24 protein-coding genes and 1 riboswitch are annotated in these 22,598 nt (G+C 68.2%); of the genes, 11 read left to right on the top strand and 13 right to left on the bottom strand.

What is annotated here, in order from left to right; translation table 11 throughout:
* Positions 1-9 precede the first annotated feature (9 nt).
* The 11 genes from nusB to JTE92_RS25635 form a co-directional block, all read right to left on the bottom strand.
* Positions 10-537 (bottom strand): transcription antitermination factor NusB, encoded by a 528-nt coding sequence (gene nusB / locus JTE92_RS25685; protein WP_063240508.1) that lies wholly within the window; start codon positions 535-537, stop codon positions 10-12.
* The gene (gene ribH / locus JTE92_RS25680) at positions 530-1,027 is read right to left on the bottom strand and encodes a 6,7-dimethyl-8-ribityllumazine synthase (RefSeq protein ID WP_029045447.1); all 498 of its coding nucleotides are present in this window, start codon (positions 1,025-1,027) and stop codon (positions 530-532) included. Before ribH ends, nusB begins: the two co-directional genes overlap by 8 nt.
* A gap of 97 nt (positions 1,028-1,124) precedes the next feature.
* Positions 1,125-2,246 (bottom strand): bifunctional 3,4-dihydroxy-2-butanone-4-phosphate synthase/GTP cyclohydrolase II, encoded by a 1,122-nt coding sequence (ribBA, locus tag JTE92_RS25675; protein ID WP_063240507.1) that lies wholly within the window; start codon positions 2,244-2,246, stop codon positions 1,125-1,127.
* Positions 2,247-2,492: 246 nt separating this feature from the next.
* Complete coding sequence (locus tag JTE92_RS25670) at positions 2,493-3,131, bottom strand: riboflavin synthase (protein ID WP_063240562.1); 639 nt, start codon at positions 3,129-3,131, stop codon at positions 2,493-2,495.
* Between the two features lie 49 nt (positions 3,132-3,180).
* Entirely contained in the window at positions 3,181-4,296 is a 1,116-nt protein-coding gene (gene ribD, locus JTE92_RS25665) for a bifunctional diaminohydroxyphosphoribosylaminopyrimidine deaminase/5-amino-6-(5-phosphoribosylamino)uracil reductase RibD (RefSeq protein ID WP_063240506.1), read from the bottom strand.
* 63 nt (positions 4,297-4,359) lie between these two features.
* The gene (locus JTE92_RS25660) at positions 4,360-4,896 is read right to left on the bottom strand and encodes a GspH/FimT family pseudopilin (protein ID WP_063240505.1); all 537 of its coding nucleotides are present in this window, start codon (positions 4,894-4,896) and stop codon (positions 4,360-4,362) included.
* A 1-nt stretch (position 4,897) separates the two neighbouring features.
* The gene (locus tag JTE92_RS25655) at positions 4,898-5,332 is read right to left on the bottom strand and encodes a type IV pilin protein (protein WP_063240504.1); all 435 of its coding nucleotides are present in this window, start codon (positions 5,330-5,332) and stop codon (positions 4,898-4,900) included.
* On the bottom strand, positions 5,329-7,128 hold the full coding sequence (locus tag JTE92_RS25650) for a pilus assembly protein (RefSeq protein WP_063240503.1): 1,800 nt from the start codon (positions 7,126-7,128) through the stop codon (positions 5,329-5,331). Before JTE92_RS25650 ends, JTE92_RS25655 begins: the two co-directional genes overlap by 4 nt.
* Positions 7,125-7,700, bottom strand: coding sequence for a pilus assembly protein (locus JTE92_RS25645; RefSeq protein ID WP_063240502.1), 576 nt, complete (start codon positions 7,698-7,700; stop codon positions 7,125-7,127). Before JTE92_RS25645 ends, JTE92_RS25650 begins: the two co-directional genes overlap by 4 nt.
* A complete protein-coding gene (locus JTE92_RS25640; protein WP_063240501.1) occupies positions 7,694-8,596 on the bottom strand; it encodes a PilW family protein in 903 nt (300 codons plus the stop codon). The genes JTE92_RS25645 and JTE92_RS25640 overlap by 7 nt, the downstream gene beginning before the upstream one ends.
* Entirely contained in the window at positions 8,593-8,889 is a 297-nt protein-coding gene (locus JTE92_RS25635; protein ID WP_063240500.1) for a hypothetical protein, read from the bottom strand. Before JTE92_RS25635 ends, JTE92_RS25640 begins: the two co-directional genes overlap by 4 nt.
* A 426-nt stretch (positions 8,890-9,315) precedes the next feature.
* On the opposite strand from JTE92_RS25635, the gene JTE92_RS25630 reads away from it, so the two are divergent.
* Genes JTE92_RS25630 through JTE92_RS25605 form a run of 6 tightly spaced genes read left to right on the top strand, consistent with a single transcriptional unit; the run spans position 9,316 to position 16,025 of the window.
* On the top strand, positions 9,316-9,945 hold the full coding sequence (locus tag JTE92_RS25630) for a GspH/FimT family pseudopilin (RefSeq protein ID WP_063240499.1): 630 nt from the start codon (positions 9,316-9,318) through the stop codon (positions 9,943-9,945).
* On the top strand, positions 9,936-10,526 hold the full coding sequence (gene pilV / locus JTE92_RS25625; protein WP_063240498.1) for a type IV pilus modification protein PilV: 591 nt from the start codon (positions 9,936-9,938) through the stop codon (positions 10,524-10,526). Before JTE92_RS25630 ends, pilV begins: the two co-directional genes overlap by 10 nt.
* Complete coding sequence (locus tag JTE92_RS25620) at positions 10,499-11,323, top strand: PilW family protein (RefSeq protein ID WP_063240497.1); 825 nt, start codon at positions 10,499-10,501, stop codon at positions 11,321-11,323. The genes pilV and JTE92_RS25620 overlap by 28 nt, the downstream gene beginning before the upstream one ends.
* A 12-nt stretch (positions 11,324-11,335) precedes the next feature.
* Complete coding sequence (locus JTE92_RS25615) at positions 11,336-11,950, top strand: pilus assembly PilX family protein (protein WP_169834841.1); 615 nt, start codon at positions 11,336-11,338, stop codon at positions 11,948-11,950.
* Positions 11,947-15,564, top strand: coding sequence for a pilus assembly protein (locus JTE92_RS25610; protein WP_084254712.1), 3,618 nt, complete (start codon positions 11,947-11,949; stop codon positions 15,562-15,564). The genes JTE92_RS25615 and JTE92_RS25610 overlap by 4 nt, the downstream gene beginning before the upstream one ends.
* Positions 15,561-16,025, top strand: coding sequence for a type IV pilin protein (locus JTE92_RS25605; protein WP_275440465.1), 465 nt, complete (start codon positions 15,561-15,563; stop codon positions 16,023-16,025). The genes JTE92_RS25610 and JTE92_RS25605 overlap by 4 nt, the downstream gene beginning before the upstream one ends.
* Before the next feature lie 16 nt (positions 16,026-16,041).
* On the opposite strand, the gene nrdR is transcribed toward JTE92_RS25605, so the two are convergent.
* Positions 16,042-16,506, bottom strand: a complete 465-nt coding sequence (gene nrdR / locus JTE92_RS25600) for a transcriptional regulator NrdR (RefSeq protein WP_063240493.1) — start codon at positions 16,504-16,506, stop codon at positions 16,042-16,044.
* Between the two features lie 157 nt (positions 16,507-16,663).
* Positions 16,664-17,911, bottom strand: coding sequence for a serine hydroxymethyltransferase (gene glyA / locus JTE92_RS25595; RefSeq protein WP_063240492.1), 1,248 nt, complete (start codon positions 17,909-17,911; stop codon positions 16,664-16,666).
* Positions 17,912-18,044: 133 nt separating this feature from the next.
* Positions 18,045-18,146: riboswitch (ZMP/ZTP riboswitch) on the bottom strand.
* A gap of 154 nt (positions 18,147-18,300) precedes the next feature.
* Here glyA and ybgC point away from each other — a divergent pair.
* The 5 genes from ybgC (at position 18,301) to tolB (ending at position 22,598) form a co-directional block, all read left to right on the top strand.
* On the top strand, positions 18,301-18,705 hold the full coding sequence (ybgC, locus tag JTE92_RS25590; RefSeq protein ID WP_063240491.1) for a tol-pal system-associated acyl-CoA thioesterase: 405 nt from the start codon (positions 18,301-18,303) through the stop codon (positions 18,703-18,705).
* Positions 18,702-19,385 carry a protein TolQ gene (gene tolQ, locus JTE92_RS25585; RefSeq protein WP_063240490.1) on the top strand — a complete coding sequence of 228 codons (684 nt, stop codon included), beginning with the start codon at positions 18,702-18,704 and terminating at the stop codon, positions 19,383-19,385. Before ybgC ends, tolQ begins: the two co-directional genes overlap by 4 nt.
* Before the next feature lie 58 nt (positions 19,386-19,443).
* A complete protein-coding gene (tolR, locus tag JTE92_RS25580; protein ID WP_063240489.1) occupies positions 19,444-19,887 on the top strand; it encodes a protein TolR in 444 nt (147 codons plus the stop codon).
* A 93-nt stretch (positions 19,888-19,980) separates the two neighbouring features.
* Positions 19,981-21,039: a cell envelope integrity protein TolA gene (tolA, locus tag JTE92_RS25575; RefSeq protein ID WP_063240561.1), complete on the top strand. Its 1,059-nt coding sequence runs from the start codon at positions 19,981-19,983 to the stop codon at positions 21,037-21,039.
* A gap of 206 nt (positions 21,040-21,245) precedes the next feature.
* Positions 21,246-22,598: a Tol-Pal system beta propeller repeat protein TolB gene (gene tolB / locus JTE92_RS25570; protein WP_063240488.1), complete on the top strand. Its 1,353-nt coding sequence runs from the start codon at positions 21,246-21,248 to the stop codon at positions 22,596-22,598.

Genomic DNA, 22,598 nt, shown 5'->3' with positions numbered 1-22,598 from the left:
GTGCCTGGCTCAGCGGCGCGCCGCGACCTCGGCCGCGCGCACCTGGGCGGCGAGCTTGTCCAGCACGCCGTTGACGTACTTGTAGCCTTCGACGCCGCCAAAGGTCTTGGTCAGTTCGACCGCTTCGTTGATCACGACCTTGTACGGGATGTCGATGCAGTGCACCAGCTCGTAGCTGCCGACCAGCAGCGCGGCGCGCTCCACCGGCGACAGCTCGTCCACGGTGCGGTCCAGGAACGGCTCGAACGCGGCGGTCAGGCGGGCCTCTTCGCGCACGGCGCCATTGAGCAGCGCGTCGAAGTGCTCGCGGTCGGCCTTGTTGAAGCCTTGCGCGTCATGCAGGTGGGCCTGGATCGCGCCGATGTCGTTGCGGTTCAGCAGCCATTGGTACAGGCCCTGCAGCGCCAGCTCGCGCGAGCGGCGGCGCGCGCTCTTGGGCGGTGCCTTGGCTTCGGTGCGGGCCGCGGCCTTGTTGCCGGCGGGCTTGCCGCCGTCATTGCCGCCCGCATTGCCGGGGGCGTTGGACGTATCACTCATCATCGTCCTCATCGTCTTCCTGGCCGCGCAGCGAGTCCAGCGCATCGACCAGGTTGGCCATCTCCACCGCGGCGCGGGCGCAGTCGCGGCCCTTTTCGCGGGTGCGGGCATGGGCCTGCTCGTCAGTATCGACGGTCAGGATGCCGTTGGCGACCGGCACGTTGAAATCCAGGCCGACGCGGGTGATGCCGGCGCCGGATTCGTTCGAGACCAGCTCGAAGTGGTAGGTTTCGCCGCGCACCACGGCGCCGAGCGCGACCAGCGCGTCGAACTGGCCGCTCTCGGCCATCTTCTGCAGTGCCAGCGGCACTTCCAGCGCGCCGGGCACGGTCACCACCAGGGTGTCCTCGCCTTCGACGCCGAGCTTTTCCAGCTCGGCCACGCAGGCTTCGAGCAGTTCGGCGCAGACCGGCTCGTTGAAGCGCGCCTGCACGATGCCGATACGCAGGCCTTCACCGTCGAGGTTGCTGGGGTAGAAGCCGTGATCCATTGTTCAGTTCTCCAGTTTTCGGGGCGGCCGCGGCGGCGTGGCGCCGCGGCCGGGGTATTTGGGGGAAGCTATTGGGGGAAGCTTAGTCCGGGAAGGCTCAGTCGGCCTGGCCATTCATCGGCTCGTTCATGGGCTGGTAGCCGGTCACTTCCAGGTCGAAGCCGGTCATGCTGGGCATGCGCTGCTTGGCGGCGAGCACGCGCATCTTGCCGACGCCGACATCCTTCAGGATCTGCGCGCCCATGCCGTAGGTGCGCAGGTCCGGCTTGCGGCGGGGGCGGGTCTGCGGGGCGTCGAGTGCGGTGAACTGCGTGAACAGCTGCTCGACGGTGTCGCCGCAGTTCAGCAGCACGATCACGCCGCTGTCGGCCTGGTCGATGGCCTGCATCGCCGCCGGGATGCTCCACGAGTGCGTCGTGGACTTCACTTCCAGCAGGTCCAGCACCGAGAAGGGCTCGTGCACGCGCACCAGCGTTTCCTGGTCCGGCGTCGGCGTGCCGCGCACCAGTGCCAGGTGGGCCTGGCCGGTCGGCTTGTCGCGGTAGGCGATGCTGCGGAAGGTGCCGTACGGCGTCTGCATGTCGCGTTCGCCGACGCGCTCGATGATGCTCTCGGTGCGGCTGCGGTAGTGGATCAGGTCGGCAATGGTGCCGATCTTCAGGTCGTGCTCCTGCGCGAACTCGATCAGGTCGGGCAGGCGCGCCATGGTGCCGTCGTCCTTCATGATCTCGCAGATCACGGCGGCGGGCGTCAGGCCGGCCAGCGCGCCCAGGTCGCAACCGGCCTCGGTATGGCCGGCGCGGATCAGCACGCCGCCGGGCTGGGCCGTCAGCGGGAAGATGTGGCCGGGCTGGACCAGGTCGGCCGGCCTGGCGTCGCGGGCCACCGCGGCCTGCACGGTGCGGGCGCGGTCGGCGGCCGAGATGCCGGTGGTCACGCCTTCGGCGGCCTCGATCGACACCGTGAAGTTGGTGCCGTGCTGGGTGCCGTTGCGGCTGACCATGGGGTGCAGGTCCAGCTGGCGGCAGCGCTCGGCGGTCAGCGTCAGGCAGATCAGGCCGCGGCCATGCTTGGCCATGAAGTTGATCGCTTCCGGCGTGACGAAGTCGGCAGCCAGCACCAGGTCGCCTTCATTCTCGCGGTCTTCCTCGTCGACAAGGATGACCATGCGGCCGGCACGGATGTCGGCAATGATGTCTTCGGTACGGGCGATTGTCATGGCGTGCAGGACGGCAAATTGAGGCGAAACGAGCGAAATGCCGCGAATAAGGCGGACGGGAACGGTGGCCGCGTCGGAAGGCGGCCGGACTGAGGCGGGGCGTCGGGCCCGCCGGCCTTGGCATATACGCCCGGCAGGGTGCCCAGTCAAGCCCGCTATTGTACGCCAAGGCAGGCTGCGCGGGCGGCCGCGCCGCGGGAAAGTGCGGCGCGGTGCGGGGAAGGGGGGCTGGGCGAACTCCGGGACTTACTTGCCGGCGTCGGCCGTGGACAGCATCCGCTCCACGTAGCGCGCGATCAGGTCGATTTCCAGGTTCACGCGGGCGCCGGGCTGCAACTCCTGCAGCGTGGTGACCTCGACCGTGTGCGGGATCAGGTTGATCGAGAACACGCAGCCGCCGGGCTCGTCGGCCTCGTCGGCCTCGTCGCTTACGCGGTTGACGGTCAGCGAGACGCCGTTGACCACCACCGAGCCCTTGTAGGCAAGGTAGCGGGCCAGCTCGCGCGGCGCGCGGATGCGCAGCTCATGCGATTCGCCGACGGGCGCGAAATGCACCACTTCGCCCAGCCCGTCGACGTGCCCGGAGACCAGGTGGCCGCCGAGGCGGTCGGCCAGGCGCAGCGCCTTTTCCAGGTTGACGCGGCCGGCGCGCTCCAGGCCGACGGTCTTGTCGAGCGACTCGCGCGAGACCTCGACGTCGAAGCTGTCCGCGCCCATGGCGATCACCGTCATGCAGGCGCCCTGGATCGCAATGCTGTCGCCGATGATCACATCGGACAGGTCCAGGCCGCCGGCGGCGATATGCAGGCGCACGCCGGCATCGGCGGCACCCAGCGGGGTTACGGTTTCAATGCGGCCGACGGCCGCGACAATGCCTGTGAACATGGTGGTGTCTTCTGTCTTGGTCAATCTGGGGGGGTAGGCGATCAGGAGGTCAGGCGTCGTTGCGGCGCGCGATCAGCCGCAGGTCATCGCCGATCTGCCGGATTTCATGCCAGCGGAACTGCGCGGCATCCTGCAGCCGCCCCAGCGGCGGCAGGTTGAACATGCCCTGCGCGTCGCCGAGCAGCTTGGGCGCCAGGTAGATCAGCAGCTCGTCGGCGCAGTGTTCGCGCACCAGCGAGCCATTGAGCTTGAAGCCGGCTTCGACGTGCAATTCGTTGATGCCGCGCCGGCCCAGTTCCTGCAGCATCCGGGGCAGCTCGACCTTGCCGTGCGGGTTGGGCAGCACTACCACTTCGGCGCCGCGCGCTTCCAGCGCCCGCTGGCGTTCGCGGTCCTCCACCGCGCAGAACACCAGCACCGGCTTGGCGAACTCGCCGGCGTCCGGCGTCAGGATCTTTGCGTCGAGCGGCACTTCCAGCCGCGAATCGACCAGGATCCGCTGCGGCTGGCGTGGCGTGGCGAGCGCGCGCACGGTCAGGGCCGGGTCGTCGTCGCGGACCGTGCCGATGCCGGTCAGGATCGCGCAGGCACGCGCGCGCCAGGCATGGCCGTCGTCGCGCGCCGCCTGGCCGGTGATCCACTGGCTGGTGCCGTCATGCAGCGCGGTGCCGCCGTCCATCGACGCCGCCACCTTGACCCGCACCCACGGCAGCCCGCGCGTCATGCGCGACACGAAGCCGATATTGAGATCGCGCGCTTCCTTTTCCAGCAGTCCGCAGCGCACGTCGATGCCGGCATCGCGCAGCCGCTGCAGGCCGCTTCCGGATACCGAGGGGTTCGGGTCTTCCATGGCCGCCACCACCCGCGCCACGCCGGCGCGCACCAGCGCATCGGCGCATGGCGGCGTGCGGCCGAAGTGGCTGCACGGCTCGAGCGTGACGTAGGCGGTGGCGCCGTCCGGATCCAGCCCGCGCGACAGCGCGTCTTTCATCGCCTGGATTTCGGCATGGTCCTGTCCGGCCGGCTGGGTGTAACCCTGGCCGATGACCTGGCCGTCCTTGACCAGCACGCAGCCGACGCGCGGATTGGGCGTGGTGGTGAACATGCCCCGCGCGGCGAGCGCGAGGGCCTGTTGCATGGCGGCGTGGTCTTTATCGGAAAACATGGCGCCTGTAGCTCGTGGCCGGTTTGCGGTGGATGGGAGGAGAGTCTGTCCGGGGTTCCAGGGTTACGGCGGTTCCGGGCCGTCCGCCGCGTCGCAATCGCTGTCGCGGCCCGGCGTGCAGAGCCGGATGCGGCCCTGGGCGCCAAGGCGCACCTGGCGCTGCGCGCCGCGGCAGCTGAGCGCGAAGGTGGCCGCCTGGAAGCCGCCTTGTTCAGACCGAGAGTATCCCACAGCTGTGAATCGCATCGTATGGCTGTCGCGGCCGGTCTGCCGCAGCGCCACGCGCAGGCAGGACGCGGCGGGCTCGACTACCGCCAGCGGCGTCGCATCCGGGCCGGATCCGGCCAGCAGTTGCCAGCCGCGGTCCAGGCCGGGTTGCCCGTCCAGCGGCTGTAGCGTCACTTCGATGCGGCGGGCCATGGCCGTGGAGCGCGCCAGCGCCAGCGACGCGGCGAGCCGGTCGGCGGCCTGGTCCACGGCCTGGCGTGCCAGCAGTGCGCTGAAGGATGGCCAGGCCGTGGCGGCCAGCACCGCCAGGATGGCGAGGCAGGCCAGCAGCTCGGCCAGGCTCATGCCGGCGCAGCGAGCAACGCGTGGCATGTCAGCACTCCGCCGGCAACGGGCCGGGCCGGTCGACGTTCTCGGGCCAAGCCAGCCACTGACCAGTGCTGCGCAGGATCAGCACGCCGCACTGCCGGTCGGGCTGGCGCGGCGTGGCGCGCAGTTCGACGCAGGTATCCAGGCCCGCCGCCGGGCAGGGCGTTGCCGAAATGACATGGCGTGCCTGGCCGGTCGCGGGCACCGGGCGCGGCCAGTCGCCGGCCGCGGTGTCGGCTCCGGGCTGCGTGGCGAAGCTCATGGCTCCCGCGGCGTGCCGTTCCAGTTCCAGCAAGGCAGAAATCAGTTCGGCGCGTGCCTGGGCGCGCCAGCCGCGGCGCAGATGCTCGTGCCAGGCCGGCACGGCCAGCGAGGCCAGCAGCGCGGCGATCACCACCGCGGCCATCAGCTCGATCAGGGAAAAGCCGCGCGGATTCATGGTGCCGTCTCCTTGGCCGGACCCGCCAGTTCGCGCCATGCCAGCCGGCCGGTGCGACGGCTTGCCACCACGCGAGCAAGGCGCGTTGCCACGCCGTTCTCCACTGCCCATAGCGCCAGCGCGTGGACCTCGCGGCCGGCGCTGCCGGCCTGGGGTGTCATTCCCGGCAGGGCCTCACGGGTGAGGACCGGCGGGTCTTCGCCGACCTGCCCGGTGACAAAGGGAAGCACCGGCGCGCCGTCCGCCTTGCGGCCGACTGACTCGCCAGTGGCACCCAGCACCAGGTAGGTCCGCTGCCTGCCGTCCGGCAGGCGTGTCACGACGACGAGGTAACCCGGCGAGGCCAGGCTGAGGCGCTCGACCTGTTCCCCGGCATCGGGCAGGACGAGATGCCAGCCCACCGCTTGCGCCTGGCCCGGTGCGGCCTGGAGGACAAAGCCTGCCCCTTGTGCGCGCACTTCGATGCTGGCGGGCCGGCTGGCGGCATGGGGGCCATCGGCCACGGCGGCCAGTTCGTTGCCGGCGGCATAAACCACCAGTGGTTGCGCCGGCGTGCCCAGCACCACCGGCGGGGCCGGTTCGGCAAAGACGACCCCGCCGCGCAGGCGGTGCAAACAAGTGGCCGGCGGTGCTGGCTGCTGCCGCAGGACATCGCCCAGCGCAAAGCGCCACAGCTGGCCGTCAGCATCGGTGGCGTACGCAGCCAGCGCCGTGCCATCGAACGCCGTTGCCACGGTCACGGCGCGCAGCGCGGCCGTCGATGGCTTGCCGTCGCAGCCTTGCCTGGCCACGCGCAGCATGCGCCATGGCGCCGCTGGCGTGTCGAGCGGCAGCAGCGCCAGCCCGGGCTCCGCCGGCGGCGCCAGCAGTGCGATGGCATGCCAGCGCTGCGCCTGGCCGTCGCTTAGCGCGGCCGCGCGAACCGGCCCGATGCCGGCAAGCGGCAAGGCCGGCGTGGCGGCGTGTTCCCACAGCAATCGCAATGGCGGCGCGGCGTCCGGTTCGGTGATGTCCAGCGCAAACACCCCGGCGATATCTTCCGGCCCGCCGCGGAACGCGCACAGCAGCAGCGTGCGCCAGGCACCCTCGACGACGGCGTCGCCGCTTTCCGGGCGGGGGCAAGGATTGGGCGCGACCGGTGCCTTGGACTCGGCCATGGTGGCGGCAAGCGGCAGCAGCGTGCGCGGCAGGTAGACGGCACGCTCCTCGCCGGTGACGGCATCGAAGCCGTGCACCTGGCCATCGACGGTGCCGAGCCATGCCATGTGCGGCCGCTGTGCATGGCGCACGCGAAAGGGAGCATGGCCAGGCTGTCCCGGCTGCCACGCCGGCGGCGCGACCACCAGCACGCGCGCGCCAGGTGCGCTCGCCAGCCGCGTCTCGCGCGGGCGCAGCGCGGGATTGGCATTGTCGCCGCGCAGCCAGGCCAGTTGCTGGATGTCGAGTCGCTCGCGCGTGGCATCGTCAAGGTCGGGCCATTGAAGCGACACCAGCCGCTCTGGCCGGAGCATGGCGGCCGGCAGCGAGGTGTAGATCCTGCGCGATGCGGGTTGCCGGGCATCCAGCAAGGCACCCGCTTCCCACAGGCCGGACAGCGGCTGGCGGTCATCACCAGTGCCGGCGAGCGAGGGTTGCCAGCCGACTGCACGCAACCGGCCAGTCCAGGGTCTTGCGCCGGGTTCGATCTGGTAGGCGAGCGGGAGCCGGCCGGCAGCGCTGTCGTTGCCGGCCGCAACCGCCAGGCCAGGCAGCAGCGCGAGCACGCAGGCAAGCAGGAGGGCGGTGCGCAAGTTCATGGCTGCACGATGCTCTGCACGACGGCCCGTACCGCGGGCGAGCGGCCGAAGCCGACGGCGGTGATGCGCAGCCGCGGCAAGGCCGGCCAGCCTTCGTCGAGCACGGGACCGTCGTCGAGCAGCTCGGCAACGTAGCGCGGCGCCGTGTACGAACCAGCAAAGGCGTCCGGCAAGGTGGCTCCTGGCACGACGGCAACGCCGCTTGCCGGCACGCCAAGCGCCAGGCCCGTAGCCAGGCCATGCAGCCACGGCTGCCATACCGGCGTGCCCGCATGCGCAGTGTTGCACAGCGCTGCCTGTGCGCCGCGGCCGCATTCGCCTGCGGCGGGCCACTGGCCGAAGCGGTCGTCACTGCCACCGGCGGCGGCGAGCAGTTCGGCCTCCGCCTCGAGCAGGGCGGCTTCTGCTGCCCGGAACGCGATCTCGCGATCGCGGCCGGCCGCCGCCAGTTGCCGGCCTGCCAGAAGCATTTGCAGCATGGCCGCCGCGGTGGCGGCGACCAGCAGCAGCATTGTTGCCGCGAACAGCAGCGTGATGCCGCCGGCCTGCGTCATGGCGTGCGGCCTCAGCATAGCGTCTCCTCGCAGCGCGGGGCGTTGCGCAGGCGGACCGTGGTGGCGAACACGCGCCGGCTGGCGCGGTGCGTGTCGACTGGCGCTGCCTGCAGGTCGGCCAGGGCATCGTCAGCGCCCGCCTTCACGCCGGCGTCGCGGGGAATGCCGCGCTGCTCGCCCTGCAGCGCAAGCGCGACCTGCACCGCCAGCACGCGCTGCCATGCGTGCGCACCCATGGCCTGGACCCGTGCCGCAGGCAGGAACGCGTCAGGCTGACGGTCGCCATCCATGTCTATGCCGAAGCGCAGCTGCAGCGAGGCGACGCCACGGACCAGTGCCCCCGACGTCCAGCCGTGCCCGTCGACCTGGCCATTGCGGCGGGACGGGTAGCGGCATAGCAGCTGCGGCTCGCCGTCCGTGGCGGCGGCTACATAGAGCATGTTTGCCGCGACAAAATCCGTGGCGCTGCCGGCCCCGGCCACCCGTGCGGCCAGCGGATACCCACTGCAATCGATCATGGTCTCGTCAGGCTGGCTCGCGTCGCCGGACTGCCCCTGGCCGCTGAACCGCACCAGCAGCACATCGCTGTGCGCGACACCGTGGCGGGCGCACGTCGGCACCTCGGCGATGCCTGGCTGCCCGCAGTCGTCGGCGCCGCTGACGGCGGGCGGCGCTGACGCGTCGAGCGTGCCGGCATGCCAGCCGGCCTGGCGCAGCAGCGCGGCCAGGATGGCGAGCGTGCGTTGGCCGCGCTCCTCCAGCAGGACGCGCTCCGCCGCGCTGCGGTAGGCGGAGAGTGCCACCTGCCATGCCGCCGTGGCGACGGCGGCGACGATCAGCCCGAGCGCCAGGCCGACCATGGCTTCGGTCAGCGAGAAGCCCAGGCCATGGCGGCGCATCGGCTGCGTTCTCATGGCAGTTCCGCGCCGGCGCGGTTCAGCGGCGATCCGGCCGGCCATGGCGCCAGCTCGGCCCATTCCGCCGTCCTGCGCGTGTCATGGCTGGCCTGATCCAGCGCGCGCTGCCAGCCGAGCCCCGTCGGCCCCAGGATCGCGAGCGATGCCAGGCCGGCGGTGAAGATCGCCAGTCCGCAGAGCGATTCGAACAGGATGTAGCCGTGGACGGTGCCACCTGGAGGAAGGCAACGGGGCGGGCGGCTGGGCAGGCGGCAGGGCAGGCGAAAGGGCAGGGCGAAGCGATGGTGCATGGCGCGCGTCAGGGCGTTTCGGTACCTCAACCGTATCCCGCCGCCGCGCTGCGGTTTGTAGACGCCAGATGTGAATGCGCAAAATTTGGTAAGACCGCGGTGAACCGGTCGCCAGCGATGCATCGCAGCGTTGTCCGCCGGCGACAAATGAGAATCGTGTCCTTGCCAAGTGGTATTGACACTGCATTTTGAATTCCCCACTATGGCGGGGTATTGCTTTGGCCGGAACTTGATCCACAGTCTTCTGGCTCACGCCTGCCGCCACGGCAGGCTGACAAAATCAAAAGAACGCAGTCGGGTGTGGCAATGGCGTGCTTCCGCAGAGAGGCACCCGTCGCCAGACGGAATTTCTTCCGGGGGTCATCATGAGCAGGGTCGTTTCACGAGCTTGGCAGCAAGGCTTGCCAGTCAGCCGGTTGCGCTGACATGGGCAGCCCGATTCGCACCCGCGCGGCCGGGTGTGGAGGGCGTTCGCCGTTTGCCCGCGCGCATTGCGCGGGCATCGACGGCGCACGCGCTCCACTGCGCGCGCGCCCGGCCAAGTCCGGCTTTACGCTGATCGAACTGATGGTCGTGATCGCGCTGATCGCGATCACGACTTCGATCGCCATCCCATCGTTCCAGCGCTTCCTTGAGCGCGCGCGCGCCGATGCCGCGGCGGCCGAGGTCGCGGGGCTGTTTTCGCTGGCGCGCAGCGAAGCGATTCGCCGCAACGTGCCGGTGACGATCTGCCGGGCGACCACGGCGACCAGCACTGTCTGCGCGCAGGATGCGCAGGCTGACTGGGGCGGCCGCTGGCTCGTGTTCCAGGACACCGACAACGACCAGGTACGTGCGGCCGGCGAAGAGATCATCCGCATGCGCGATGCCGGCAATGGCTTGTCGCTGCTGCTGGCCGCGCCGGTGCAGGCGATCCAGGTCAGCGCCCGTGGCTTCCTGTCGGCCGATGGCGCGCTCGCCCTGCGGGTGGCGTCGTCCGGGTCGGATGCGCGCGTGCTGAATATCTGCGTGTCGCATGCCGGACGTATCGACCAGAGGACGGCGGCATGCAGCTGAACCGGTCCGCAGTGCGCCAGCGCGGCGCCAGCCTGATCGAGGTGCTGATCACCATGGTGCTGGTCGCGATCGTGCTGATCGGCATGATGTCGCTGCAGGCGGCGTCGCTGCGCTACCGCTCCGGGGCCAGCGCGCGCTACACCATCGTCGATGCGGCCACCGACTTGTCCGAGCGTATCCGCGCCAATGCGTCAGGCCTGGCTGAAGGCGTGCCCGAAGGTGCCAACGCCTACCTGGATGCACTGGCGGTGCAGCCTCCCGCCGCGCCCGCCAGGGACTGCAGCCGGGTCGCGTGCGACGGGGCGGAGTATGCCGCGTGGGACGTCTCGCAATGGTGGCGCGCGCTGTCGGCGCAACTGCCCGGCGCAGGCGTGGCGGCATGGACTTCCCCCGCAGTCGCGGCACCGGCCGGCACCGTGCCGGCCGGCTTTGTCAGCTACCGGCTGGAGCTGTACTGGAAGGATCCCGCATCGAACATTGCCGCCGTGGATTGCTCCGCGGCGGCCAACGCTTATTTCGCCACGCTGGCCGGGTTTGACACCAGGGGAGTCACATGCGCGACCGTCACGCTCCGGCCCTGATCCGGCGCCGCATCGCGAGCCGCGGACGCTCGCTGGTGGAAATCATGATTGCGCTGGTGCTGAGCCTGCTGCTGCTGGGGTCGATCACCGCGTTCTACCTGACCACGCAGCGCAGCACGCGCACGCAGGAAGGCCTGCGCAGCGCCGATGACGGCGCGCGCTGGGCCCTGTCGGTCCTCGGCGACCAGTTGCGCCTGGCCGGGCTTGGCCGCGTTGACCTGTCGTTGCTGAGCGCGCGCCCGGTCACCTTCGATGGCGCGCCCGTGCTGGGTTGCGAGGGCGGGCTCGCCGACGTCGGCACAGGCGCCTGCGTGGCACCCGCGAACGCCAATGCGGATGCGATCACTGTGCGCTACCAGCGCATCGACGGCTCGCTGGCCAGCGTCACCGACTGCAACGGCCGCGCCGTCCCGGTGGCACGCGGCGTGGTGGAGAACGCCTTCTACGTGACCGGCAACACGCTGATGTGCCGCGGCTCCGATGGCGCGACGATGGCTGCGTCGCGTGCCGAGCCGATCCTCGACAACGTCCAGGACCTGCAGCTTAGCTATGGCGTGGCGCAGGACGCCGACTCCGCCAACGTCACGCAATACCAGCCGGCCAGCGCGCTGGCGGCGCCCGACTGGAGCCGCGTGGTCAGCGTTCGCGTATGCCTGCTGGTGGCGGATCCCAGCCCGGTCAATGCGGATGTCGCCACGACTTACCGCGATTGTGCAGACAACGTGCAGAACATCGCCGACGGCCGCCTGCGGCGGCGCTTTACCAGCAGCTTTGCGCTGCGCAACCGGGTGGGCTAGATGAGCCAGCGCATGGACAGACAAGGGGGCAGGCCGCCGCTGCGCAGGCGCCGCGCGCGTGGCGTGGTGCTGGTGGTGGCGCTGGTGATCATCGTGGTGGTGTCGATGCTGACCGTATGGAGCATGCGCGGCAGCCTGTTCGACGAGCGCCTGGCAGGCAACAACCGCGATCACCAGGTGGCATTCCAGGCGGCGGAACTGGGCCTGCGCTTTTGCGAAGGCGTGGTGGTGAGCGGCCAGCCGGCGGCGCTGTTCAACCGCATGTATCGCAAGGATATGAGTGCGATCGCGAATCCGGCAGCGCCGCCGCTCGACAGCAGCGGCGAGCGCAAGCTCGGCTACCTCGACGCGAATGGCCGCCAGTTCTGGGAGGTGCCTTCGAACTGGGACACCAGCGTCAATGCCGAGCCCAATACCAATGTCATCGTCATCCCTGCCAGCGACGGCGTGACGCTGCGCGAGGCGGCGGCCGCTCCGCGCTGCTTTATCGAAGAGATCCGCAAACCGTCCCGGGTCAGGAATACGCAGACCGGGATGGCGATCAACATCCACTACCGCGTCACCGCGCTGGGTACAGGCATCAGCCCCGGGACGCAAGTCACGCTCCAGTCGGAGGTACGGCAATGACGGCAATGACGGCATTTGGCAAGAGGTTCCGCAAGCGTGTCGCTGCCATGGTGGCATGCGCAGTCGCGCTGTCGCCGCTGTCGGCCGGCCATGCGGCGGTGTCGCAGCAGCCGCTGATCTTCAGTACGTCGGTGGCGCCGAACGTGATGTTCACGCTGGATGACTCCGGCTCGATGATGTTCGAGATCACGCCCGAAAGCCTGTCGCCGAACGGGACGGAATCGAACTGGGACCTGACCCCAAGTGGCGGCAACTGGCTGATCTATGCCTTCCCGTTGCCATCCGGCGGCCGGGTCTACTCAAACGATTCGGATGACGATTATTATTCCGGCGCCAACGCCTCGGTGGTCAACTTCAGCAGCAACTCGCTCGCGGCGGCGCGTTACCGTACCGCGGCACTGAACGTCTCTTACTACAACCCGGACGTCACCTACCGGCCCTGGTTCGACCCGGCCAGCAAGCTGGTCAATGCGAACCCGAAGCAGGCCTACTACAACCCGATGCTGACGGGCAGAGGCTCGATCGACCTCACCGCCGACAAGACGGTCGAGGCGTACTGGCTCAGTAACGATGGCAGGAGCTTCTCCAGGAAGACCGTAACGTTCTATCCGGCGCTTTACTATCGATACGATCCTGCCCTGAGCAACTGCAACAAGACCACGTCGGACCTGGACTGCTTCAAGCGTTATGAGATCAAGACCGACCTGACCTTTCCCCACAACGGCAAGCGCTCAGACTGCGCCGCGCCGACCAGTTGCACATATGCCGAGGAAATCCAGAACTTCGCCAACTGGTTCCAGTACTATCGCTCGCGTATTCTGGCCATGCGCGCCGCGGTAGGGCAGGCGTTCTCCGGCCAGAACGAGGCCATCCGCGTCGGCTTTACCACCATCAACGACAAAACCAGGTCGGGCACTTCGTCCTACGCCGGCATCCGCCGCCCTGTGGTTCCGTTCGACACCACCACCAACAAGCCGGCGTTCTACCAGGATTTCTACAGCCTGAATATCGCCGCCAACGGCACACCGCTGCTCGGCGGGATGGAAGCCGTAGGCAAGTACTTCCAGAACAATGCGCAGCCTTGGACCGAGCCGGGCGGCACCAAGGAGAGCGCTTGCCGCGCCAGCTACCACATCCTGTCCACCGACGGCTACTACACGGACAGCAGCTCGGTCGGGGATGTCGACAGCAGCAAGGGCCCGAGGATCTCGCCGGTGTCAGGCACCGCATACCAGTACCAACCGGTGACGCCGTACAAGGATTCCTACTCCAATACGCTCGCCGACGTGGCGATGAAGTACTGGGTCAACGACCTGCGCACGACCGAGAACCGCGTGCCGACCAACGCCCGCGACGAAGCGTTCTGGCAGCATCTGGTCACGTTCACCCTGGGCCTGGGCGTGAAGGGATCTCTGGAGTCCGATCCCAACAACCAGCCGGGCAACCCCAATGCGTCGCGCGACGATGTGCTCGATGCCATCCTGGCCAAGCTGAAAGCCGGCACCATCTCGTGGCCCAGGCCATCGAGCGATCAGAGCAAGATCGATGATCTCTGGCACGCGGCGGTCAATACGCGCGCCGACAACTACAGCGCGGGCGACGCCTCCGGGCTGGCCGCGGCGCTGAACAACGCGCTCACCCAGATCTCCTCGCGCAGCGGTTCGTCTTCTTCGGCGGCGACCAACGCGACCACGCTGAACACCGATACCGCGCTGTTCCTGACGCGCTTCCGCTCTGGCGCGTGGACCGGGGAATTGCAGTCGCGAAGCTTCAACGCCGCCGACCGTACCTTCTCGATCCAGAACTGGAACGCCTACCAGCAGATGCCGGCCGCGGCGTCGCGCAAGATCTATACGTGGTCGCCGGGTACGGCGCCGGCGGGCAAGCCGTTCAGGTGGTCCAGCGACTCCGACACCTCGCTTTCCAGCGCGCAGAAGGCCGCGCTCGGCGGCGACAAGACCATCGTGGCTTACCTGCGCGGCGACACCTCGCTGGAAAAGCGCAATGGCGGCAAGTACCGCGACCGCGTCACCGACAACGGTGCCGGCACGTCGGTCTCCAATGTGCTGGGCGACATCGTCAACTCGTCGCCGATCTACGTGAAGGCGGCCGACGCCGGCTATGACTACCTGAATGCCGACGGCGGCAACAGCTACTTCGGCTTCCTCGCCAACAACCGCAACAACCGGCGCGCGATGATCTACGTCGGCGCCAATGACGGCATGCTGCATGGCTTTGATGCATTGACCGGGGAGGAGAAGTTTGCCTACGTGCCCAATCAGGCCATCGTCGGCGCCAATTCGGTCAAGGCGCTGGCCTCGCCGGACTATATCCACCGCTTCCTCGTCGATGCCACACCCAGCGCCGGCGACGCCTACATCCGCCGCGGCAGCGAAAGCACGGCGAGCTGGCGCACGGTGCTGGTCGGCGGCATGGGCGCCGGCGGCAAGGGCATGTTTGCGCTCGACGTGACCGACCCGTCGGCCTTCGACGAGAAGAAGGTCATGTGGGAGATCGCCGCCGATAACGACAATGACCTGGGCTATACCTTCGGCACGCCGGTGATCGGCCGCGTCAACAGTGGCAAGTGGGTGGCGATATTCGGCAACGGCTACGAGAGCGGCACGGGCAAGGCGGTGCTGTATATCGTCGACCTGGCCAACCCGTTTGCCGGCAATGGCATCCAGAAGATCTATGCCGATGCGAAGGAGACCGCCGTCACCGGCAACAACAACGGACTGGGCAGTCCGGAAGTGGTCTACGACGACAACCTGACCATCCAGGCGGTCTACGCCGGCGACCTGAAAGGCCGGCTGTGGAAATTCGACCTCTCGGGCGACAACCCGGCGGCGTGGAGCGCGCGCATGGGCACCACGCGGGGCGCGCCGCTGTTCACCGCGCAAAGCGCCGCGGGCACGGCTCAGCCGATCACCGCCGCGCCGACCGCGCTGGTCAATCCCAAGGATCCGAAGAAAGGCTTCCTGCTGACCTTCGGCACCGGCCGCTTCCATGATGCCGCCGATACCGCGGCCACCGGCTACAACTCGGTCTACGGCGTGTGGGACAACAATGCTGCCGCGGCGACGCGCAGCGACCTGCGCGCGCAGACGCTGGCGCTGGGTTCGACGATCGTGGATGGGGTGTCGCGTCCCGTCCTGACGCTCAGCAGCAATGCGGTCGACTACACCACCCGGCGCGGCTGGTACATCGATCTGCTGACGCAGGGCGAGCGCGTGGTGGTCAAGCCGAAGACAGACGCGGAGCGGCTGGTCGTCACCACGCTGACGCCGTCGACCGACGAGTGCGTCGGCGGCATCAGTTCCAACCTGCTCGACTTTGCCGCGCTGACCGGCGCCGCGCTGCCGTACGCGGTGCTCGACGTCAACGGCGACGGCAAGGTCGACGGCGACGACAACATCAAGGTCAACGACAAGGTGCTGGTGGTATCGGGCATCGCGCAGCAGGGCAACTTCGGCTCGACCATCTTTACCGGGGGCAGCGGCGGCAGCGACCACCTCAAGGTCGCCAGCGCCACCACGGGCGATGTCATCAGCGTGGTGGAGAAAGGCAATATCGCCCGCAACCGGCTGTCGTGGAGGCAGATCTCGCAATGAACGGGTACCGTAGCCGCCGCGTGCGGACCATGGGCGGCATGACGCTGATCGAGCTGATGGTCGCGGTATCGATCCTCGGCATCCTCGCCGCCATCGCCATCCCCAACTACACCGAGCATGTGCGGCGCGGCTACCGCACCGATGCGCGCGGCATGATGACCGAGGCGGCGCAGCAGCTGGAGCGCTTCCGCTCGGTCAACGGGCGCTATGACCAGGACAGCGCCGGGGCGGCGTTTGCCTTGCCGGCGGCGTTCCGCACCTCGCCGCGCGACAGCAACCGGGTGCGCTACAACATCTCGCTGGTGGCCAATTCGCTGACGGCGAACGGCTATGTGCTGCAGGCCGTGCCGGCCGATGCGGCGGATGCCTGCGGCACCTACCTGCTGGACCAGGCGGGCACGCGGCTGAACGCGGTCGGGGCGAATCCCGCCGCTTATCTGCAGAACTGCTGGGAACGTTGACGGTGGGGCAGGGCGCTCAGCGCTTGCTGTTGCCCGCGGTCACTTCGGCGAGCACATCGGAGAATTCGGAAACGTCCTCGAAACTCCGGTACACCGACGCAAACCGGATATAGGCGATCTTGTCGAGCTTGCGCAGCTCGCGCATCACCAGCTCGCCGACCTGGCTGCTGGCGATTTCCTTCTCGCCCAGCGACAGCAGCCTTTCCTCGATGCGGGTGATGGCTTCATCGATGGCCTCGGCCGAGACCGGGCGCTTGCGCAGCGCCAGGCGCATCGAATCCTTCAGCTTGGCACGCGCGTAGTCGACGCGCGAACCGTTTTTCTTGACGATGGCGGGAAAGAACAGCTCGATCCGCTCATAGGTGGTGAAGCGGCGGTCGCAGGACTCGCAGCGGCGGCGCCGGCGCACGGCATCGCCGTCTTCCGACATGCGCGTGTCGAGCACCTGGGTATTGGAATGACCGCAAAAGGGGCATTTCATGCCGGACCACCTTCAGTTGAATGCCGTCGCCTGTACCGCGTGGGTGTCCTGCGCAGGCGAGGCGGGTTGGCTAGGCCCGCAAGCCGGACCGCCCGCGTCATGGGGCAGGGCGCGGCATGCGGGGCTGCCGGCCACCCTCGCGGGTGGCCTGGAAGCATCAGCCGTAGACCGGGAAACGCTTGGTCAGGGCAGCGGCCTGCTCGCGCACGCTGGCGATGTTGGCGGCGTCGTGCGGGTTGTCCAGCACGTCGGCGATCAGGTTGCCGACGATGCGCGCCTCTTCTTCCTTGAAGCCGCGCGTGGTCATGGCCGGCGAGCCAACGCGGATGCCCGAGGTGACGAAGGGCTTTTCCGGGTCGTTCGGAATCGCGTTCTTGTTCACCGTCAGGTGCGCCTCGCCCAGGATGCGCTCGGCGTCCTTGCCGGTGATGTTCTTGGCGCGCAGGTCGACCAGCATCACGTGGCTTTCGGTGCGGCCCGAGACGATGCGCAGGCCGCGCGCGATCAGGGTCTCGGCCAGCACGGCGGCGTTCTTCACCACCTGCTGCTGGTATTCCTTGAACTCGGGCGTCAGCGCTTCCTTGAACGCCACCGCCTTGCCGGCGATCACGTGCATCAGCGGGCCACCCTGGATGCCGGGGAAGATCGCCGAGTTGATGGCCTTCTCATGCTCGGCCTTCATCAGGATCACGCCGCCGCGCGGGCCGCGCAGGCTCTTGTGCGTGGTGGTGGTGACGAAGTCGGCGTGCGGCACCGGGTTCGGGTAGACGCCCGCGGCGATCAGGCCGGCGTAGTGGGCCATGTCCACCATGAAGTAGGCGCCGATCGACTTGGCCACCTTGCCGATGCGCTCGAAGTCGATGCGCAGCGCGAAGGCCGAGGCGCCGGCGATGATCAGCTTGGGCTTCTTATCTTGCGCCAGCTTTTCCAGCGCGTCGTAGTCGATGTCTTCCTGCGCGTTCAGGCCGTAGCTGACCACGTTGAACCACTTGCCGCTCATGTTCAGCGCCATGCCGTGGGTCAGGTGGCCGCCTTCGGCCAGGCTCATGCCCATGATGGTGTCGCCCGGCTTGAGCACGGCGAAGTACACGCCCTGGTTGGCCTGCGAGCCCGAGTTGGGCTGCACGTTGGCGGCTTCGGCGCCGAACAGCTGCTTGACGCGGTCGATGGCGAGCTGCTCGACCATGTCGACGAACTCGCAGCCACCGTAGTAGCGCTTGCCGGGATAGCCCTCGGCATACTTGTTGGTCAGTTGCGAACCCTGCGCGGCCATCACGGCCGGCGAGGTGTAGTTTTCGGAGGCGATCAGCTCGATGTGGTCTTCCTGGCGCTGGTTTTCCTTCTGGATGGCGGCAAAGACCTCAGGGTCGATCTGGTCGATCGTGAAACGGCTGCGTTCGAACATGGCGAGACTCGTCTGAAAAAAGGGAATCCGATTCAAGCATCGGGAGCATCGGTCAGGGCGCGCGGGGAAGGCTAGCGGCGACCGGCGCTGGCGGCACTTTGCAGCCGTCGGCGCAGGGCGCACCCTGCTTCCCATTCGCTGCCCAGGCGAGCGGCAGGCGTGTGCAACAACACGCCAGAGAACTTGCGCTTCCTCGTGGTAGTACCCACTGACTTCGCCAGTCGCGCAAGGTGGAATGGTTGCGCGCAGTGTAGCGCGTAGAGTGCGCCCGCTGCAAGCCGTCAACCCGCCAGCCAAGGCTGGTCAAGGGCTGGCCAGCAACTTGCTGTTGCAAACTCGTACTGCGGGTTTACACGAAACCGCGTTCGCTCTCCGTTACAATCGCGGCCATGACAAACTTTGTCTGGACCCTGCGGGTGTACTGGGAAGACACCGACGCGGGCGGCGTAGTGTTCTACGCCAACTACCTCAAGTTCTTCGAACGGGCCCGCACCGAGTGGCTGCGTTCGCTCGGTATCGAGCAGCAGGCGCTGGCCGACGAAGCCGGCGTGGTCTTCATCGTCCGTAGTACGGCGGTGGACTACAATGCACCCGCCCGCCTCGACGACCAGCTCGAGATCCGCACGCGCATCGACCGGGTTGGCCCGGCCTCGGTCCAGTTCGCGCAGGAAGCCTGGCGTGGCGAGGTGATGCTTGCATCCGGCGCCATCCGCGTCGGGTGTGTCGATCGAAGCACTTTCCGTCCCGCCCCGATTCCCGCCCCCGTCCTAGCCATTATCAAGACCGCACGATGAATCCCGTGACCGTCACGCAAGACATGTCGATCGTTACGCTGGTGCTCCACGCCAGCCTGCTGGTACAGGCCGTGATGGCGCTGTTGCTCGTCATGTCCCTGTTTTCGTGGACCTATATCTTCCGCAAGCACCTGGCGCTGCGCTCGGCGCGTACCCAGACCGAGGGGTTCGAGCGCGACTTCTGGGCCGGCGGCGACCTGCAGGCGCTATATAACAGCGCCGTCAACAACCGCCACAACACCGGCGCGCTGGAGCGGATCTTCGAATCCGGCATGGGCGAGTTCCTGAAGGCGCGCGAGCGCAGCAACGATTCGGGCGCGCTGCTCGACGCGGCCCGCCGCGCCATGCGCGCCGCCTACCAGCGCGAGATGGACGTGCTCGAATCGCACCTGCCGTTCCTGGCGTCGGTCGGCTCGGTGAGCCCGTATATCGGCCTGTTCGGCACGGTGTGGGGGATCATGAACGCGTTCCGCGGGCTGTCAAATGTGCAGCAGGCAACTCTCGCGGCGGTGGCGCCCGGCATTGCCGAGGCGCTGGTGGCGACGGCAATCGGCCTGTTCGCGGCCATCCCGGCCGTGATTGCCTACAACCGCTATGCCACCGAGATCGACCGCATCGCGATCCGGTTCGAGAGCTTCATGGAAGAATTCCTGAACATCCTGCAGCGGCAGACCCGCTAACCGAATCCAGCACGGGCGGCACGGCTAACCGGCCCCCGTCGTTTCCAGGAGTCCTGCAATGGCAGCCATTCAGCGCCGCGGCGGTTCGCGCCGCCGGGCAAGCGCCGACATCAATGTCGTGCCCTATATCGACGTCATGCTCGTGCTGCTGGTCATCTTCATGGTGGCAGCGCCGATCGTGAGCCCCGCCACCGTGGACCTGCCCACCGTGGCCAACGCCACGCCGCAGCAGAAGGCGCCGCCGATCGTCGTCACCGTGCACGAGAACGGCGACCTGACCGCGCGTGGCCAGGACAGCGCCGGCAATGCCTTCGAGCGCAAGCTCGACAAGCAGGGCCTGCTCGATTTCGTGCACCAGCGCCAGAACGAGAACCCGGACCAGCCGGTGGTGATCGCCGCCGACCGTTCGGTGAAGTATGAAGCCGTGCTCGATGTCATGTCGGTCCTGAAGGCCGACGGCGTCAAGCGCGTGGGCCTGATGGTCAAGTCCAAGACTTCCTGACGCGTTGAACTTGCGTTGAACCCGCGTTGAACCCGTATCGAATGCCGCATTGATGCGCCCGACTGACAGCCATTGCGATTGCCGTTGCGCCTGATGAATACCGTCGCCGCCTCTCCCTACCAGCCGGTGAAAGAGCGGGGAACCATGCGTTCCTTCCTGCTCGCGCTCGTCATGCACCTGCTGCTGGGCATCGTGCTGTATTACGGCGTGCACTGGCAGAGCAGCACGCCGGTCGGCGCCGAGGCCGAGCTGTGGGAGGAGATTCCCGCTGCCACCGCACCGCCGCCGCCGCCACGCGAGCCCGAGCCCCAGCCGGTGGTGCAGCCGCGCCCGGTGCCCGCCCCGCCGGCGCCGCAGGTGAAGAGCAAGGTCGAGGAAGACGCCGACATCGCGCTCGAGAAGAAGAAGCGCCAGGCCGAGGCCGCCGCGCGCGAGGAAGCCGAGCGCAAGGAAGCGGCCCGCAAGGAGGCCGAGCGCAAGGAGGCATCGCGCAAGGAAGAGGCGCGGAAGGAAGAAGCTCGCAAGGACGCGGCGCGCAAGGAAGCCGAACGCAAGGAGGCCGAGCGCAAGGAAGCGCAGCGCAAGGAAGACGCGAAGAAAAAGGCCGCGCAGCAGGAGCAGGATCGCAAGGAACAGGCCGAGCGCGAGCGCAAGGAAGCCGCGGACGCCAAGGCCAGGGCGCAGGCGGATGCCAAGGCCAAGGCACAGGCCGATGCCAAGGCCAAGGCACAGGCCGATGCCAAGGCCAGGGCGCAGGCGGAGGCGGCTGCCAATGCACAGCGCAAGAGCGAGCTGGCGCGCCTGCAGGCGCTGGCCGGCGGCGGTGCCGGTGGCGGTGGCGTGGGCAGCACGACCGGCGCGGGCGCCGGTGGCGGCGGCAAGGCGTCGCCGGGCTATGCCGACCGCGTGCGCCGCCGCGTGAAGCCGAATATCGTGTTCACGGAAGACCTGGCAGCCAACCCGAGCGCGGTGGTATCGGTGCGGCTGGCACCGGACGGCTCGCTGATGTCGGCGCGGCTGTCCAAGTCCAGCGGCAATTCGTCGTGGGACAACGCCGTGCTGCGCGCGGTCGAGCGTTCCGACCCGCTGCCGCGCGACGAGGACGGCAAGGCGCCAGCCAGCTTTACCATTACCTTCCGGCCAAAGGACTGAGTGACCGGCACGCCATGATTTGCAACATAATGCAACCTTCATCGCCGGCTTCCAGTCCCATCGCTACCATGGCAGGTTGCCTGACGCAGCCGGCAGTGTGCAGACCGCACGCACAACGGGGATGCGCCATGCGCGGTCCTGCCCGTGTTGCCGACTGCCTGATTCCTGCCGTGCCCGACGAATCTTGAAATCGACTGAGGAGCAGCATGCGAAAGCTTTGGGCCCCCAACTGGCTGTCCGAGAGGCGGCACCATGCAAACCAACGAGCCGCCCACCGGGCGGGACGCCGCGCGCTGATGGCTTGGCTGGCCGCGGCACTGACCGTGGCCGCCGGCGCCGCGCACGCGCAGCTCAACGTTGAGATCTCCGGGGTCGGCTCCAGCCAGATCCCGGTTGCTACCGCCAATTTCCAGGGCGAGGCCCAGGCCCCGCAGAACCTGACCGCGATCATTCGCGCCGACCTGGCGCGCAGCGGCCGCCTGCGCAATGTCGACCCGGGCGGCGCCACGGTGGCGGAATCCGCCAATGTCGACCTGGGCAGCTGGAAGTCGCGCGGCGCCGACGCCTTCGTCGCCGGCAGCGTGACCCCGGCCGGCGGTGGCCAGTACGAGGTGCGTTTCCGCCTGTACGACACGGTCAAGGGCCAGAGCCTGGGCGGACTGGCCTTCACCGTCAACCAGGGCCAGCTGCGCGTGACCGCGCACAAGATCGCCGACTACATCTATGAAAAGCTGCTGGGCGAGCGCGGCGTGTTTGCCACGCGCCTGTCGTACGTGTCGAAGGTGGGCGGCAAGTACCAGCTGCTGATCTCTGACTCGGACGGCCAGAACTCGCAGGTGGCGCTGAGCAGCAACGAGCCGATCATCTCGCCGTCGTGGTCGCCGGATGGCCGCCGCGTGGCCTATGTCTCGTTCGAAGCCAAGAAGCCGGTGGTGTACGTGCACGACCTCGCCAGCGGCAAGCGCACGCTGGTGTCGAACCAGAAGGGCAACAACAGCGCGCCGTCGTGGTCGCCTGACGGCCAGCGCCTGGCGCTGGCGCTGTCGCGCGACGGCAATACCCAGATCTACCAGGTGAACGCCGACGGTTCGGGCATCCGCCGCCTGTCGCGCAGCAGCGCCATCGACACCGAGCCGCAGTACTCGCCCGATGGCCGCAGCATCTACTTCACCAGCGACCGCGGCGGTGCGCCGCAGGTCTATCGCATGCCCGCCGGCGGCGAAGAGGCCGGCGGCGCGCAGCGTGTCACCTTCAAGGGCAGCTACAACGTAAGCCCGCGCGTCTCGCCGGACGGCAAGTACCTGGCGTACATCTCGCGCGCGGGCGGCTTCAAGCTGCAACTGCAGGACCTGAGCAACGGCGACGTGACGTCGCTGACGGATACGGCCAACGACGAGGCCCCGAGCTTCGCCGCCAACGGCAAGTACATTCTCTATGCCACCCGCGTGGGCGGTCGCGCGGTGCTGGCGGCGGTGTCCACTGACGGGCGTACCCGGCAGGTTCTGTCCCTCCAGTCCGGCGATGTTCGCGAGCCGTCCTGGGGTCCTTTCATGCAATAA

It is taken from the genome of Cupriavidus oxalaticus, assembly GCF_016894385.1.
Lineage (GTDB): Bacteria > Pseudomonadota > Gammaproteobacteria > Burkholderiales > Burkholderiaceae > Cupriavidus > Cupriavidus oxalaticus.
The sequence above is the reverse complement of the archived record's forward strand: the minus strand, read 5'-3'. Positions and strand labels throughout refer to the sequence as shown.